Below are 14,391 nucleotides of genomic sequence, written 5' to 3'. Positions count from 1 at the left end.
CGGGAGGCCAGAGCCCCCCGCATGGTTTGGGTCATTCCATCAGGGCGTTGGTCTGTTCCACGATCTGCTTCAGCCCGTCCTCGGGCGAGACCTCGCCGCGCATGACCGTGCCGATGATGTCACGCTGGGTGCGCCAGATACGGACCGAGTCGCCACCCGGATAACCCGCCCAAGGCAGCGATTTGTCGGCCTGCAGCGAGGCGGTTTTTACGTTGGGATGCTCGGCGTAATAAGGCGCCAGATAGGCCTCGCCGGTGGCGTTCTTGTTGGTGGGCAGATAGCCCGTGATGCGCACGATCACGTTCTGCGCCTCGGGGCCGGTGATCCATTTGAGATAGTTCCACGCGGCCTGTTGCTTGGCTTTGTCCTGCGTCAGGATCACCGCCGAATTGCCGCCTGTGGGAACGCCGCCATTGGTTTTGTCATCCAGCGGGAAGGTCGCGGTGGTCAGAGCGAACCGGTCGCCCACAAGGCCCTCGATCGTCTGCACATGCGCAGGCGTCGAGACCATGAAGCCCGTCTTGCCTGCACCAAACTGCTGGCGTGCCTGATCCCAGTCAAAGGTCGGCGCACCGGCCTCGGCGGCCATCTGGCGGATCATCTTCAGCGCGTTCAGCCCGATCTCGTTATCGAAAGCCACCTTGCCGGTGGTCTCATCGACCAGCTTGCCGCCCTGTTCAAAGATCAGCGCCTGCCACAGCCAGTCATCCGGCCAGCCCGCGATATCATAGGCCATGCCCGCCATATCGGGATGCATCTGGTGGATCTTGGCGCCAAGCGCGATCAGCTCGGGCATGGTGTCGGGCATATGCGCCGGATCGGCGCCCGCCTCTTTCACCAGCTCGGAATTGATATAGAGGATCGGCGAAGACGCATTGACCGGCAGGCCGTATTGCTTGCCATCGATCTGGCCAAGCGCCGCCATATTGGGCGAGTAGTTCTTGTCGAGGAAGGACTGACCGCCCTCGGCCTCGATGAAGGGCCCCAGATCGGTGATCTGGCCGCGCGGCTCCAGCGTATGGACCAGCTCGGCGGTCAGGTTATAGCCCGAGAAATAGACATCCGGCAGATCGCCCGTTACCGCCGCGCGCAGCACCTGCGCCTGACCGTCGGTGTAATTGGCGGCGGGTGCTAGGAAGTTGATCTTCACACCCGGATTGTTCTTCTCGAATTCCTCGGCCAGCGGCTGATGGAATTTCGTAAAGCCCGGCATGTTGTAGAGCACATTCAGCGTGACCTCTTGCGCCATGGCGGGAAGCGCCATCAGCAAAGCGGCAGAGGTGGTAAGCCCCGTCAGAACGGTGCGGCGGGTGGGATACATGGGAAAACTCCGGTTCGGTTGGGAGGAAGGCGGACGGGTCATTTGACGCCCGTCATGGTGATGCCCGCGATGAACTGGCGGCGGGCAAGGAGGAAACAGGCGACTATGGGGGCGGTGATCAGGCAGGCCCCCGCCATGAGCGCGCCGTAATTGGTGCCGGTCTCGGCATCGGCAAAGAACAGCATGCCAAGCGGCGGCGGTGCCAGTTCGGTGCGGTTGACGACGATCATCGGCCAATAGAGGTCGTTCCAATGGGCGACCACGGAAAATACCGCGAAGGCCGCAAGCGAGGGCAGCGAGGCGCGCAGGACCAGCCGCCAGCAGATCTCCATTTCCGAAAACCCGTCCAGACGCGCGGCCTCGATGATCTCGTCGGGATAGGAGCGGAAGGACTGGTGGAAGAGGAAGATCGCGAAGACCGACAGGAAGAAGGGCGCCATCATCGCGAAATAGGTGTTGAGCATCTGCGCCTTCGCAAGCCCCACGAACAAAGGCAGCGCCAGCGCCTGCATCGGCACGCAAAGCGCGGCCACAATCACCGATAGCAATATCTTGCGGCCACGGAACCGCAGCTTGGCCAGCGCATAGGCACAGGGCACCGCCGTCAGGACCTGCACGATCAGGATGCCCGCGCAGACGATCACCCCGTTGAGCATGAACCGCGCCATCGGCACCGAGGTCGCCGCCTGATGGAAATTCTCACCGCCCGCGAAGTCTTTCGGGATCGGCCAGAGCGAGATGTCGAAAATTTCGGAAGGCGAGCGGATCGCGGTCAGCACCATCCAGTAGAAGGGCAAAAGCATCACCACAGCGCCAAGGCCCAGCACGAGATGGGGGAGGTATTTCGAGGCGCGCATCAGTAATGGACCTTCTTTTCGAGATGGAGCGTCTGGCCGATCGAGAGCACCAGAACGAGGCCGAGGAAGATCAGCGTCAGCGCCGCCGCATAGCCCGTGTTCGAGTAATCGAAGCCCTCGAGATAGAGCGCGTAGAGCAGTGTCTCGGAGCCTGCGCGGCCCTTGGTCAGCACAGCCACGGTCTCGAACACCTTGAAGGCGGAGATCGAGGTGGTCACCGTGACAAACATCGTCGTCGGCCCCAGCATCGGCCATGTCACGGTCAGGAAACGGTCGATCGGGGATTTCGCGCCGTCCAGCTGTGCGGCCTCGTGCAGGTCCTGCGGGATGGCGGTCAGCCCTGCAAGAAACAGCACCATATTGAACCCCACGACCTGCCAGACGCCGATCAGCGCCATGGTCGGGATCAGAAGCCATGGTGTGCCCAAGAACTGCACCGCATCAAAGCCCGCCCAAGTGATCACGGCATTCACCGGCCCGAGGGTGGGGTGCAGCAGGAACTGCCAGACGGTCGCCATGGCGACCAGCGTGGCGGTGACGGGCAGGAAATAGGCCACTTCCCACAGGCCCCGCGTGCGGCTCCGCCCATGCACCAGAAGTGCCACGCCGAGCGCCAGAAAGATGCCGCAGGGGATGACGATGGCGGCATAGAGCACCGTGTTCCAGAAGGCGCGCAGGAAGACCGCGTCATGGAACGCCTTGGTGAAATTCTGGAGCCCCACGAAGTTCCAGCGGATCGCCCCAAGCTGGTAGTCGGTCAGCGAGAACCCCGCCAGCGTGAGGAGTGGCAGGATATAGATCGCCAGCAGCAGCACCACGGCGGGGGCGGCAAAAAGCATACCCTTGCTGATTTTGGCACCTGTGCGGGCGCGCGCGCGGGTGGGGGCATGGGGCAAATCGAGCGCGCTCATGCCACCACCTTTTGTAGGAGGCGCGCGGTCAGGCGCTGCCCATCGGGGCCGAACACATGCAGCGCGTCCTGTGCAAAGCCCAGATGGACGATCCCGGCGGGCGCGGGGCCCGAGGCGCTCTGGCGCAGGGTAAGCGAGAGCGTCTCATCGGCCAGAAGCGCACAGCTCACATAGCGGTCGGCGCCATGGGTCTCGATACGGGTGACGCGCGCAGGAAGCCCTGTTGCCGCCAGATGCAGATCCTCGGCGCGCAGACCGAGCGTCAGCGGCCCCGCTTGCCGCACCCGCAGATCCAGCATCTCGCCCATCAGGCGCAGTCGGCCATCGGCCATGCTTTCGGCGGGCAGAAGGTTGATCGTGGGCGCGCCGATAAACCGTGCCACCGTCAGGTTGGCGGGGCGGCGATAGAGCTCTTCGGGTGTTCCCAGCTGTTCGATCCGGCCTTCCGACATCAGCGCGATCCGGTCGGACATGGTCATCGCCTCGACCTGATCATGGGTGACATAGATGAAGGTCGCGCCAAGGCGTTTGTGCAGGGCGGCCAGCTCGTCGCGCATATGGGCGCGCAGTTTGGCGTCGAGATTGGAGAGCGGCTCGTCCATCAGGAAGGCTGCCGGATTGCGCACCAAGGCCCGCGCGAGCGCCACCCGCTGGCGCTGTCCGCCCGAGAGCTGCGCCGGTTTGCGGTCCAGAAGCGCCGAGATCTGCAGCAGCTCGGCGGCATGTTCGACGGCGATCTCGATCTCGCGCAGGGTATCGCGCGGCGCGGTCAGCCGCCCCAGCAGCGGCAGCCGGTCGATCAGCCGCAGACGGCGCATGCGCAGAGGCGTCGCGATATTCTGGCGCACGCTCATATGCGGATAGAGCGCGTAGGACTGGAAGACCATCGCCAGATTGCGGTCTGTCGGATCGGTGCCGGTAACATCCTCGCCATCGATCCGCACGGAGCCGGTATCGGCAGTCTCGAGCCCTGCGATGATCCGCAACAGCGTCGATTTCCCGCAGCCCGACATCCCTACCAGCGACAGGAATTCGCCCGCATGGATCTCGAGATCGATCCCCTTAAGCACGGTCGTCGTGCCGAACCCCTTGCCGATACCGGCAAGTGTCACGGATTGGGAGGTCATGTCAGTTTCCTTCGCATCTGTTCGGGCTCCAGATGCAGCGGCAAGGTAACAATCAGGCTTAGCTTTTATGAAAGATTTCCGACAGGGCCCTGACCGCCGCAAGGCATGCAGCGCGATGGGGCGGTTTCGCCGGATGCCCGTCCTTCAGGCAGGGCTGCCGGATTCGGGGGAGATCGCCAAACTTGACAGATCATGACAGTGGCGCCGGTGCGATTGTCATATGCGGTCAAGTCTTGGCGGGGCAGGATGCGCTATCCTTGCTGCAGACATCTATCGGAGGCCCCATGCCCAGCTATCGCCATATGATCGGTTCCGAAATCTTCCGTTTCGACAGCCTGACCGCATTGCTGGCGGCGGCGAGCCCGCAGCGCTCGGGAGACGAGCTGGCAGGCGTTGCCGCCGAGAGCGAGATCGCAAGAGTGGCCGCCCAGATGGCGCTGGCCGATCTGCCGCTCACCGAATTTCTGGCAGAACAGCTTGTGCCCTATGAGGACGACGAGGTCACGCGCCTGATCTGTGATAGCCATGATCGCGCGGCCTTCGCGCCCGTGGCGCATATGACGGTGGGCCAGTTCCGCGACTGGCTGTTGTCGAACGAGGCCAACGCGTCCTCGCTCAAGGCGTTGGCGCCGGGGCTGACGCCCGAGATGGTCGCCGCCGTCTCCAAGCTGATGCGCAACCGCGACCTGATCGCGGTGGCCCGCAAAATCGAGATCATCACCGCCTTCCGCACCACGATGGGCCTGTCGGGCACCGTCTCGAGCCGGCTCCAGCCCAACCATCCGACCGATGATCCGGCAGGCGTGGCCGCGAGCATCATCGACGGGCTCCTTTACGGCATTGGCGATGCGATGATCGGCATCAACCCCGCCACCGATAACGTGCCGCAGGCAATGGCCCTGATCCATCTGCTGGATGAACTCCGCGAGCGTCACGCGATCCCCACGCAAAGCTGCGTGCTGACCCATGTGACCAATTCCATCGAGATCATCAATCGTGGTGCGCCGCTCGATCTGGTGTTCCAGTCGATTGCGGGCACCGAGAAGGCCAATCGAGGCTTCGGGGTGGATCTGGCGATTCTGGCCGAGGCGCAGGACGCGGCGCTGTCGCTCAAGCGCGGCACCGTGGGCCAGAATGTGATGTATTTCGAGACGGGGCAGGGCGCGGCTCTGTCAGCCGATGCGCATTTCGGGATGGACCAGCAGACCGTCGAGACCCGCGCCTATGCGGTGGCGCGCGCTTTCGACCCGCTTCTGGTGAACACGGTCGTGGGCTTTATCGGGCCGGAATATCTGTTTGATGGCAAGCAGATCACCCGCGCGGGCCTCGAGGACCATTTCTGCGCCAAGCTGATGGGCGTGCCGATGGGCTGCGATGTGTGCTACACCAACCACTCCCATGCTGATCAGGATGATATGGACGGTCTGCTGACGCTTCTGTCGGATGCGGGCTGCCGGTATTTCATCGGCGTGCCGGGCGCGGATGACATCATGCTCAATTATCAGTCGCTCTCCTATCACGACATTCTCTATCTGCGCGAAAGCTTCGGGCTGCGGGCCGCGCCCGAATTCGAGAGCTGGCTTTCGGCACAGGGGATTGTGGATGAGGGCGGGCGTATCGCGCCTGCGCCGGACCGGCTGCTGGCGGCGATGACCCGCCCGGCCCTGAGCGCGTGAGGGGATACCATGAGCGATGATCTGACCCGCGACCCCTTCGCCCGCCTGCGTCAAGCCACCCGCGCCCGTATCGGGCTCGGGCGTTCGGGCGCGGGGCTGCCCACGCCGGCGCTCGCGTCCTTCCGGCTCGATGCCGCGCGGGCGCGCGATGCGGTCCATGCGCCGCTGGACGTGGCGGCCTTGCAGGCCGAGCTTTCCGAGTTCGAGACGCTGGCGCTCCGTTCGGCTGCGGCCGACCGCTCCATCTATCTCCGCCGCCCCGATCTGGGGCGCAAACTGGCCGAAGAGGATCGCGCGGGGCTGGCAAAGGGCGATTATGATCTGGCTTTTGTTATCTGTGACGGGCTGTCCTCGGCGGCTGTTGCGGCACATGCGGGCGCGACCCTGCGCGCGGCCCATGAGGCGCTTCCGGATCTGTCCATCGCGCCGGTGGCGATTGTCATCCAAGGCCGCGTGGCTGTGGGCGACGAGGTCGGGCAGGGCTTGGGGGCCCGCATGGTGGCCGTGCTGATCGGCGAGCGTCCGGGCCTGACCGTGGCTGACAGCCTTGGCATCTACCTTACCTATAACCCGCGGTCCGGTTGCCCCGATAGCGACCGGAACTGCCTGTCCAATATTCACCTCAGTGGCGGTCAGACGCCCGCTCAGGCGGCAAGCAAACTGGCATGGCTGGTGCGCGAGGCGCGCAGGCTGGGTCTGACCGGCACCAAGCTGAAAGAAGAGGCTCCCACGCTGGCGGCCTCGGAAACAACCGCAATTCCAAAGGAATAGGCCCGAAGGGGCATCAAAAAACAAAACGGGGAAAACATCATGTCAACTGGCAAAGCGGGGCTGTCAAAAAGCCTCAACGCCTTCCATCTCTGGGGTCTCGCAGTCGGCCTCGTGATCTCGGGCGAATATTTCGGTTGGAGCTATGGCTGGGAAAGCGCGGGCACGCTGGGCTTCCTGATCACCACGATCATCGTGGCGGCCATGTATACCGCCTTTATCTTCAGCTTCACCGAACTGACCACCGCCATTCCGCGCGCGGGCGGGCCGTTTGCCTATGCCAGCCGCGCCTTCGGCCCGACGGGCGGCGCCATCGCGGGCTTTGCCACGCTGATCGAGTTCCTGTTTGCCCCGCCCGCCATCGCGCTGGCGATCGGCTCCTATCTCAACGTCCAGTTCCCCGGGCTTGACCCGAAACTGGCGGCGGTAGGCGCCTATATCATCTTCATCGCACTCAATATCGCGGGTGTGAAAATCGCGGCGACCTTCGAATTGCTGGTGACGCTGCTTGCGGTCTTCGAGCTCTTGGTCTTCATGGGTGTTGTCGCCCCTGCCTTCTCGGTGACCAATTTCGCGGCCCATGGCTGGGCCGGTGCCAGCGAGTTCTCGCCCGTGGCCATCGGCGGTATCTTTGCCGCGATCCCGTTTGCCATCTGGTTCTTCCTCGCCATCGAGGGCGTCGCTATGGCCGCAGAAGAGGCCAAGGACCCGCGCCGCACCATTCCGAAAGCCTATATCGCCGGTATCCTGACGCTCGTGTTCCTCGCCTTCGGGGTGATGATCATGGCAGGTGGCTCGGGCGACTGGACGCAGCTGTCGAACCTCAATGACCCGCTGCCGCAGGCGATGATCCGTGTGGTGGGTGAAGGCAGCGGCTGGACCCATATGCTTGTCTGGCTCGGTCTTTTCGGTCTGGTGGCGTCGTTCCACGGCATCATCATGGGCTATGCCCGCCAGATGTTCGCCCTGTCGCGCGCAGGTCTTCTACCGGAGGTCTTCTCGAAGGTGCATCCGCGCTTCCACACGCCGCATGTGGCCACCATCGCGGGTGGTGTCGTAGGCATCATCGCGATCTATTCGGATAGCCTGATCTCGGTCGCCGGCATGTCGCTGACCGCCACTATCGTGACGATGGCCGTGTTCGGCGCGCTGGTGATGTATATCATGTCGATGGCCTCGCTCTTCCGTCTACGCAAGTCCGAGCCCGATCTGGACCGCCCGTGGAAGGCGCCCCTGTTCCCGGTCCTTCCGGCAATCGCGCTGGGGCTTGCCTGCCTCGCGATGCTGGCGATGATCATCTACAATTTCGAGATCTTCGTGATCTTCGCGATCCTGATGATCCTCGGTGTGGGTGTGGCCGCCTTGCTGCGCCGCAAGGTCGACGCGACCGCAACGCCGGGCGAGTAAACAGGCCTCGCCATATCTGATTTTCCACCCGCCTCTTAATTAGGCGGGTGGTTTATTTTTTAATCATACTCCATGTCTCGCCCTTGTAAACAAGGCAACCGAAGACGGCGCGAATTGCTATAAGCGATGGTTGCGTTCATCCCCATCTCCCAGAGATGGAGGGATTCCCATGCAGGCCCAGACACCGCAGGTTCTCGCCGCAGCCGCGACCGGTATCGACGGATTCATCCGCCGTTACAGGCTGTGCCCTGACAGTTTCTTCGGCAGCCTTGGCTTTGCGCCCGAGACCGCGGCCCAGCCGATGAGCCGGATGGATCTCGACCTGTATTGCCGGATGATGGAACTGGGCGCCGAGCGTTCGGGCGATGTGAATTTCGGGCTGGCCTACGGGCAGGCCTTTACACCAGAGATGTTGGGGCTGATCGGCTATATGGCGATCAACTCGGCCAGTCTGGGCGATGCCGCGCAAAATCTGGCGGCCTATTTCCCGTGGCACCAGCAGGGCACTGCGACCGGCTTCCGCGCACAGGACGATCTGAGCTGGATCAGCTACCGTGTGGCCCCGGATCGTGTGCGGATGCGTGATCAGGACGCGCTGGTGACATTGGGGATGTTCCGCAATGTCCTGCGCCATGCGGGCGGCGAGGATTGGGCGCCCGAATTGATCGAGCTGGAGCAAGCCGATAACGGCACCCGCGCCGAGATCGAGGCCGCCTTCGGGGCGCCTGTGCGTTTCGGCCGCCCGACCAATGCGCTGGTCTTCCGGTCTGCCGATCAGGGACTTGCTATGCCCAAGGCCGATGGTACGCTCCAGCAGCTGTTGCGCTGTAATCTTCAGGCGCTCAGCCTGCGCGAGACGGGGCCTTGCGTGACCGAGGCGGCCGCCGAGGTGATCCGGCTGCATCTGAAAGATACCACGCTGGATCTCGACCTTCTATCGGACAGGATGGGGATGCCGCGCTGGACGCTCCAGCGCCGCCTGCAGGATTGTGGCACCAGCTTCGCACGGCTTGTCGAGGAGACCCGCCACGAGCAGGCCTGCCGCTATCTTGAAGGCTCGGGCCTGTCGATCTCGCTGATTGCGGAAGAGTTGGGCTATTCCGAACCCAGCGCCTTCGTTCGCGCTTTCCGACGCTGGGAAAATACCTCGCCCTCGCAATATCGCAAGGCATTCAACGCCTTGCGACATTAGGGTTGCGGCATCAGAGCGATATCGGGCTGGATCAGTAGCCCCGCTGCATATCGGCCTGATCCTTGCAATGGCCCTGCGCCTCGAATTCCGCGATATTGGCGGCCATGATGTGGCTGCCGGTCTCGGGGTCGACCTGTGAGGCAATATGCGGGGTTACCGTCACCCCTTCATGCGTCCAGAACGGATGGTCCTTGGCCAAGGGCTCCAGCGGGAAAGCATCGAGGATGGCATGGGCGATCTGGCCGCTCTCCAGCGCCTCCAGCAGGGCCGCCTCGTCGAGATGGTCGCCGCGGGCGGCGTTCAACAGGCGGGCACCTTTGGGCAATTGCGCGAAAAAGTCGGCATTCAGGATATGATGGGTCTCGGGGGTCAGCGGTAAGAGGTTCACCACGATCTCGCAGCCCTCCAGAAACGCCTTCAGACCCTCGGGGCCATGATGGCAGGTGACGCCGTCGATGGTTTTGGGGCTTCGCGCCCAGCCGCGCGTCTCAAAGCCGATCTGCGCCAGCAGGGCCGCCGACGCCGCCCCCAGATTGCCCAGACCCAGCACACCGACCGTGCGCTGCCCTGCAACCGGCGCGACCAGCGCCTTCCATTCGGCTTTTGCCGCCGCGAGCTGCATCTCGGGCATGTAGCGGTGCAGGTTCAGCACCTGCATCGCCACATATTCGCGCATCCGCTGGGTCAGATCGGTGCCCACCGTGCGGATCACCGGGATATGGCGCGGGAGTTCTGCATCCGCAGCGATATGGTCTACCCCTGCCGCGAGCGAGATGATGGCCTTCAGATTGGGCAGCCCTGCCAGAAAGCCCGTCGCGGGTTGCCAGACCGCGGCATAGGTCACGGCCTGCGCATCGAAGGGCTCATGAGCGGAAACGATCTCGGCCTCGGGCAGCACGCCCTGCAGGCGGGTAACCCATTTGGCGGAGGTTTTCGGATTGGGGAGGTAAACGACGATGCTCATGATGATCCCTGTAGTATAATTTTGCCGGATCAGAGCAAGAAAACCACGCCGGTGCAAGGCGTGGTTTCAGGGATTTAGTTAGCGCCAGCCCAGAGCGGGAGCCACATGGGTCAGGATGCTTTCCAGCACATGGACGTTATAATCGACGCCCAGCATATTCGGCACGGTCAGCAGTAGCGTATCGGCCTCGGCAATCGCCTCGTCCCGACGCAACTGTTCGATCAGGCGATCGGGCTCGTCAGCATAGCCCCGCCCGAAAACCGAACGGGTCTGGTCTATGAAACCGATCTGGTCCTGATCCTTGGAGCCGTTGCCGAAATACATCCGGTCCTGATCATTGGTCAGCGCAAAGATCGAGCGCGACACCGAAACCCGCGGGCTGCGCGCGTGACCCGCCTCTTTCCAGGCCTCGCGATAGGCACGGATCTGTTTGGCCTGCTGGATATGGAAGGGCTCGCCGGTCTCGTCATCTTTCAGGGTCGAGCTTTGTAGGTTCATCCCGAGCTGCGCGGCCCAGATCGCCGTCGCGTTCGAGCCCGCGCCCCACCAGATGCGTTCCTTCAGGCCCGGGCTCTGGGGCTCGAGCCGCAGCAGGCCGGGCGGGTTGGGGAACATCGGGCGCGGATTGGGTTGGGCAAAGCCCTCACCGTCGAGCATCCTGAGGAAAACCTCCGTATGGCGGCGTGCCATATCGGAAGGGCTTTCGCCCTCGGCGGGCTGGTATCCGAAATGCTTCCAGCCGTCGATCACCTGTTCGGGCGATCCGCGCGAGATACCGAGCTGCAGCCTCTCGCCCGAGATCAGATCGGCGCTGCCGGCATCCTCGACCATATAAAGCGGGTTCTCGTAGCGCATATCGATGACACCGGTGCCGATCTCGATACTTGTCGTGCGTGCGCCCACCGCAGCCAGAAGCGGGAAAGGCGAGGCGAGTTGGCGGGCATAATGGTGCACACGGTAATAGGCACCATCGACGCCCATCTGCTCCGCCGCAACAGCGAGGTCGATGGATTGAAGCAGAACATCCGAGGCCGAACGCACCTGCGAGCCACGGTCATCCGCCCAGTGGCCGAAAGAGAGAAAGCCGATCTTTTTCATACAAGTGATCCTTTCAGTTCCTTCGCATCTAGGGATGCCGGCGGGGGGGCTGCAAGGGCGCGGGCTGTTCCCTCAGGCGCAGGCGATGTGCACAAGGATCGGGATTGAGGCGGGGACGGGGATCTGCCATCGTCTGCAGCAGTGATCGGGCCACTCGAATTCGGGGCCGCTTGCACGGTCATTCAATGTATTCTGTAAGTCGGGGAGGAACATATGCCCATTCTGAAACTCCATGTCGACAGGACATGTGACGCACGCATCGATCCGGAGGGGGTCCGGACCCTGCTTGTCGATCTGCGTGCAATCCTTTGCGAGAGACTGTCCTCGGCAGAGGCGGCCTGCCAGCTGGCATGGCTGCCGGTCACGGGCCTTCCGGACCAGCCGGTGGTCAATTGCGAATTGGCGATCCTGCCGAAGCCCGAGCGGACGCGCGAAAAGCTTACGGAACTGGCGGAAGTGCTGAAGGCGCGGATCGAGGAGGTGACCGGACCAAAGGTCGCCGTGCGGATCTCGCATCTCGATGCCGCGACCTATGTCGCGCTGAAATGACAGCAGAGGCGGCGCGTTGTTGCCGCCTCTCCCCTAGCTCGCCATCCGGTTCGGTTCGTCGAAAAGCTCGACGTCTCCCGTATCGATCTTGAAGGTTCCGAGCTCGGCGGAAAGCGCCTGTGTCTCGTTGCGCAGGGTCGTGATCGCGGCATTTGTCTCTTCGAACATCGCGGCATTCTTCTGGGTGGTCTGATCCAGTTCCAGCGTGGCGTTCGAGATTTCCTTGATGCCGATTGTCGTTTCTCGGGTGGCGCCCACAATCCCCTCGATCCGGCTGCGTATGTCACGCACGCCTTGCACGATTTCCTCGAGTGCCCTACCGGTGGAATTGACCATCGAGACCCCACGTTGCACATCGGCGCTGGATGTCGAGATCATGGTGCCTATTTCCTGCGAGGCGTCGGCGGAGCGCTGCGCCAGAGCCCGCACCTCGGAGGCCACAACCGCAAACCCACGGCCCGCTTCCCCCGCCCGCGCGGCCTCGACGCCGGCATTGAGCGCCAGAAGGTTGGTCTGGAAGGCGATATCATCGATCACCTGCAGCACACGTTCGATCTTGGCCGAGGAGTTCTCGATGCTGCTCATGGCGGCGATCGCATCGACCACGACCTCGTGCCCGCGCTCGGCCCGTTCGTTGATATCGGTGACGGTTTTCTGGGTCTCGTCCAGCTCCCGTGACGAACTGCTGACGGAGGCCGACATTTCGGTCAGCGCCGAGGTGGTTTCTTCCAGCACGGCGGCATTCTTCTCGGACCGGCGGGCCAGATCCGCCGAGGCGTCGGAAATCTCGCGGGTCGAGCTTTCGATGCGCTGCGACGAGGCTGCGATGCTCTGCATTGTCGCCGAGAGGGCCTCTGCCGCCTGATTGCTTGACTGGGCGATGCGGCGGAAGCTGCCGCGAAGGGTTTCGGGCATACGATAGGTAAAATCGCCGCGTGCGAAAGTCTGCATCGACCTCTCGACCTCGCCCAGACCCTGTTCGACGCTGGCGCCGATCTCGTTCAGGCCCTGACACAGATCGGCCATGATGCCGTCCTTACCCTCGAGCGGGATGCGTTTGGTGAAATCTCCGCTGGCACAGGCATTGACGACATCCCTAACGTCCTTGGCAATCGCCTCATCGGCCGCACGTTTGGCGGTCGTTTCGGCTAAAGCCTGTTCTGAGGCGCGGCGCTCTTCAAGGCGCAGGACCTCGGATCTCTCGCGCTCGGCATGTTCGCGGGCGAGCTCTTCCTTGGCATGGGTCTCTTCCTTGGCCCGTGCCGTGAGGATACTGCTCCGGAAGGCCTCGATCGCTTCGTTGATGCGGTCGAATTCGACGATGGTTGTCATCGGCATGTCACTCTCGAGATCGCCGGTCGCCATTTTTGCCGCCCGCTGCGATATGTTGGTAACCTCCTGAACCATACTTCTCGTTATGCGCCGGGCAATAACGAGGATCACAGCTGTCGCGGCAAGCATGGCGAGCGTGTTGAGCAGCAGCAGCCATAGCTGATGGTTGCGATATGCCGTGGCGACCTCGTTGATATTGCTCCCCAGACTGTCCTCGAAGGTCTTGAGTTGGCCGATGCGGGTCGTGGTCGCGTCAAAAAACTCCTTGGGAGTGATGCCCTCTACCGAACCCGTATCCGGATAGGCGAAGGCGATCGCGCGTAGCTCGTTCACGCGGGTAAATGCAGAGCCATTTTCCAGCGTCGCGAAGGCCGCCACCTGTTCCGGTGTTGCGAACTGGCGGAAGAAAGCAAACCCCATATCCTGTTGGGAGATCAGCCGGTGCAATGTCCCCAGCCGTGCCGTATCGAAGCGCCCGAGCGCGAAGCCGCCCGAGCCGATAGCCCGCTCGATACCCGCGCGTTCCTTGGCCGCCATGAAGGAGGTGAACGCGCTCAGACGTTTGGCCATATCTGCGTTCAGCCCCATTTCCGTGAGCTGGCCCAGCATCGCGATCGTGTCGCCGTTGATCTTGGTATAATGTCCCAAAGCGTCGGGCACCGGAATGGCGAGATCATCGACCTGCGCCCGCACCGCATCATGCTTCGCGATCTGCGCCTGGATCTCGGCATAGGAGCTGGCCAGCTCGGGCGGGAGGCCATCTGCCACGGCGGACCCGACCTGTGCGACCTCGCGCACCCGCTCATCCGTCAAGGCGCGCTGTGCGGCCAGTTCCTCGGCAAAGGTCGCGCCCTTGCTGCTGAGATAGATGCTTGTCGCGCCGCGTTCTTTTTGCTGCTCATGCACCAGATTGGAGAGAGAGGAGGCAAATCGCATCAGATGGGTCAGGGTCTGCGCATCGAGCGCGTTGGAGATCCGCTGTGTGATCATTGCGGCTGAGAACACGACCACGGCGAAAAGCGGAACCATGATCAGGCGCGAGACCTTCTGATGCAGGAAGACAGGACGCGAGGGTGCGGACATTGTGCGGCTCACCTTATTGACAGTGAGCATAGTCTTAAGCGTGATTTATTAAGAGCTACTTTCCCTCAAGGCGTGTATTTTCATATGCAGAAATTATTTCTGCAGC

Annotated in this window: 12 protein-coding genes; 5 read left to right on the top strand and 7 right to left on the bottom strand. The window is 62.8% G+C overall.

The genetic code is table 11. The features are described from left to right. Positions 1 to 31: 31 nt before the first annotated feature. Genes VSX56_RS15780 through VSX56_RS15765 form a run of 4 tightly spaced genes read right to left on the bottom strand, consistent with a single transcriptional unit; the run spans position 32 to position 4,216 of the window. A complete protein-coding gene (locus VSX56_RS15780) occupies positions 32 to 1,321 on the bottom strand; it encodes an ABC transporter substrate-binding protein (protein ID WP_350938524.1) in 1,290 nt (429 codons plus the stop codon). A gap of 38 nt (positions 1,322 to 1,359) precedes the next feature. Next, a complete protein-coding gene (locus tag VSX56_RS15775) occupies positions 1,360 to 2,178 on the bottom strand; it encodes a carbohydrate ABC transporter permease (RefSeq protein ID WP_350938522.1) in 819 nt (272 codons plus the stop codon). Further along, the gene (locus VSX56_RS15770; RefSeq protein ID WP_350938520.1) at positions 2,178 to 3,089 is read right to left on the bottom strand and encodes a carbohydrate ABC transporter permease; all 912 of its coding nucleotides are present in this window, start codon (positions 3,087 to 3,089) and stop codon (positions 2,178 to 2,180) included. The genes VSX56_RS15775 and VSX56_RS15770 overlap by 1 nt, the downstream gene beginning before the upstream one ends. After that, on the bottom strand, positions 3,086 to 4,216 hold the full coding sequence (locus VSX56_RS15765; RefSeq protein ID WP_350938518.1) for an ABC transporter ATP-binding protein: 1,131 nt from the start codon (positions 4,214 to 4,216) through the stop codon (positions 3,086 to 3,088). Before VSX56_RS15765 ends, VSX56_RS15770 begins: the two co-directional genes overlap by 4 nt. Before the next feature lie 284 nt (positions 4,217 to 4,500). Between VSX56_RS15765 and VSX56_RS15760 the strand changes: the two genes are divergently transcribed. The 4 genes from VSX56_RS15760 to qhpR all read left to right on the top strand — a co-directional run bounded on the left by VSX56_RS15760 (position 4,501) and on the right by qhpR (position 9,259). Further along, positions 4,501 to 5,892 carry an ethanolamine ammonia-lyase subunit EutB gene (locus tag VSX56_RS15760; protein WP_339114921.1) on the top strand — a complete coding sequence of 464 codons (1,392 nt, stop codon included), beginning with the start codon at positions 4,501 to 4,503 and terminating at the stop codon, positions 5,890 to 5,892. 9 nt (positions 5,893 to 5,901) lie between these two features. After that, positions 5,902 to 6,663, top strand: a complete 762-nt coding sequence (gene eutC, locus VSX56_RS15755) for an ethanolamine ammonia-lyase subunit EutC (protein WP_350938516.1) — start codon at positions 5,902 to 5,904, stop codon at positions 6,661 to 6,663. A gap of 39 nt (positions 6,664 to 6,702) precedes the next feature. Next, positions 6,703 to 8,067 carry an ethanolamine permease gene (eat, locus tag VSX56_RS15750; RefSeq protein WP_350938514.1) on the top strand — a complete coding sequence of 455 codons (1,365 nt, stop codon included), beginning with the start codon at positions 6,703 to 6,705 and terminating at the stop codon, positions 8,065 to 8,067. Between the two features lie 169 nt (positions 8,068 to 8,236). Beyond that, positions 8,237 to 9,259, top strand: a complete 1,023-nt coding sequence (gene qhpR / locus VSX56_RS15745) for an AraC-like transcriptional regulator QhpR (RefSeq protein WP_350938512.1) — start codon at positions 8,237 to 8,239, stop codon at positions 9,257 to 9,259. Between the two features lie 31 nt (positions 9,260 to 9,290). Here qhpR and VSX56_RS15740 read toward each other — a convergent pair whose 3' ends face one another. After that, positions 9,291 to 10,223: a 2-hydroxyacid dehydrogenase gene (locus VSX56_RS15740; protein WP_339114925.1), complete on the bottom strand. Its 933-nt coding sequence runs from the start codon at positions 10,221 to 10,223 to the stop codon at positions 9,291 to 9,293. Positions 10,224 to 10,301: 78 nt separating this feature from the next. Then, on the bottom strand, positions 10,302 to 11,321 hold the full coding sequence (locus VSX56_RS15735; RefSeq protein ID WP_339114926.1) for an LLM class flavin-dependent oxidoreductase: 1,020 nt from the start codon (positions 11,319 to 11,321) through the stop codon (positions 10,302 to 10,304). A gap of 213 nt (positions 11,322 to 11,534) precedes the next feature. Between VSX56_RS15735 and VSX56_RS15730 the strand changes: the two genes are divergently transcribed. Beyond that, positions 11,535 to 11,870 carry a hypothetical protein gene (locus tag VSX56_RS15730; RefSeq protein ID WP_339114927.1) on the top strand — a complete coding sequence of 112 codons (336 nt, stop codon included), beginning with the start codon at positions 11,535 to 11,537 and terminating at the stop codon, positions 11,868 to 11,870. 33 nt (positions 11,871 to 11,903) lie between these two features. On the opposite strand, the gene VSX56_RS15725 is transcribed toward VSX56_RS15730, so the two are convergent. Then, complete coding sequence (locus VSX56_RS15725; protein WP_339114928.1) at positions 11,904 to 14,285, bottom strand: methyl-accepting chemotaxis protein; 2,382 nt, start codon at positions 14,283 to 14,285, stop codon at positions 11,904 to 11,906. Positions 14,286 to 14,391 lie beyond the last annotated feature (106 nt).

Source organism: Thioclava kandeliae (assembly GCF_040297545.1).
Taxonomy (GTDB): Bacteria; Pseudomonadota; Alphaproteobacteria; order Rhodobacterales; family Rhodobacteraceae; genus Thioclava; species Thioclava kandeliae.
This window is presented reverse-complemented; position numbering and strand designations above follow the sequence as displayed.

What these genes read in the sequence shown, in the direction of transcription:
- VSX56_RS15740 (WP_339114925.1), bottom strand. Translation starts at nt 10,223, where the DNA reads ATGAGCATCGTCGTTTACCTCCCCAATCCGAAAACCTCCGCCAAATGG.
- VSX56_RS15770 (WP_350938520.1), bottom strand. Translation starts at nt 3,089, where the DNA reads ATGAGCGCGCTCGATTTGCCCCATGCCCCCACCCGCGCGCGCGCCCGC.
- VSX56_RS15765 (WP_350938518.1), bottom strand. Translation starts at nt 4,216, where the DNA reads ATGACCTCCCAATCCGTGACACTTGCCGGTATCGGCAAGGGGTTCGGC.
- eutC (WP_350938516.1), top strand. Translation starts at nt 5,902, where the DNA reads ATGAGCGATGATCTGACCCGCGACCCCTTCGCCCGCCTGCGTCAAGCC.
- VSX56_RS15780 (WP_350938524.1), bottom strand. Translation starts at nt 1,321, where the DNA reads ATGTATCCCACCCGCCGCACCGTTCTGACGGGGCTTACCACCTCTGCC.
- VSX56_RS15735 (WP_339114926.1), bottom strand. Translation starts at nt 11,321, where the DNA reads ATGAAAAAGATCGGCTTTCTCTCTTTCGGCCACTGGGCGGATGACCGT.
- VSX56_RS15775 (WP_350938522.1), bottom strand. Translation starts at nt 2,178, where the DNA reads ATGCGCGCCTCGAAATACCTCCCCCATCTCGTGCTGGGCCTTGGCGCT.
- VSX56_RS15760 (WP_339114921.1), top strand. Translation starts at nt 4,501, where the DNA reads ATGCCCAGCTATCGCCATATGATCGGTTCCGAAATCTTCCGTTTCGAC.
- VSX56_RS15730 (WP_339114927.1), top strand. Translation starts at nt 11,535, where the DNA reads ATGCCCATTCTGAAACTCCATGTCGACAGGACATGTGACGCACGCATC.
- qhpR (WP_350938512.1), top strand. Translation starts at nt 8,237, where the DNA reads ATGCAGGCCCAGACACCGCAGGTTCTCGCCGCAGCCGCGACCGGTATC.
- VSX56_RS15725 (WP_339114928.1), bottom strand. Translation starts at nt 14,285, where the DNA reads ATGTCCGCACCCTCGCGTCCTGTCTTCCTGCATCAGAAGGTCTCGCGC.
- eat (WP_350938514.1), top strand. Translation starts at nt 6,703, where the DNA reads ATGTCAACTGGCAAAGCGGGGCTGTCAAAAAGCCTCAACGCCTTCCAT.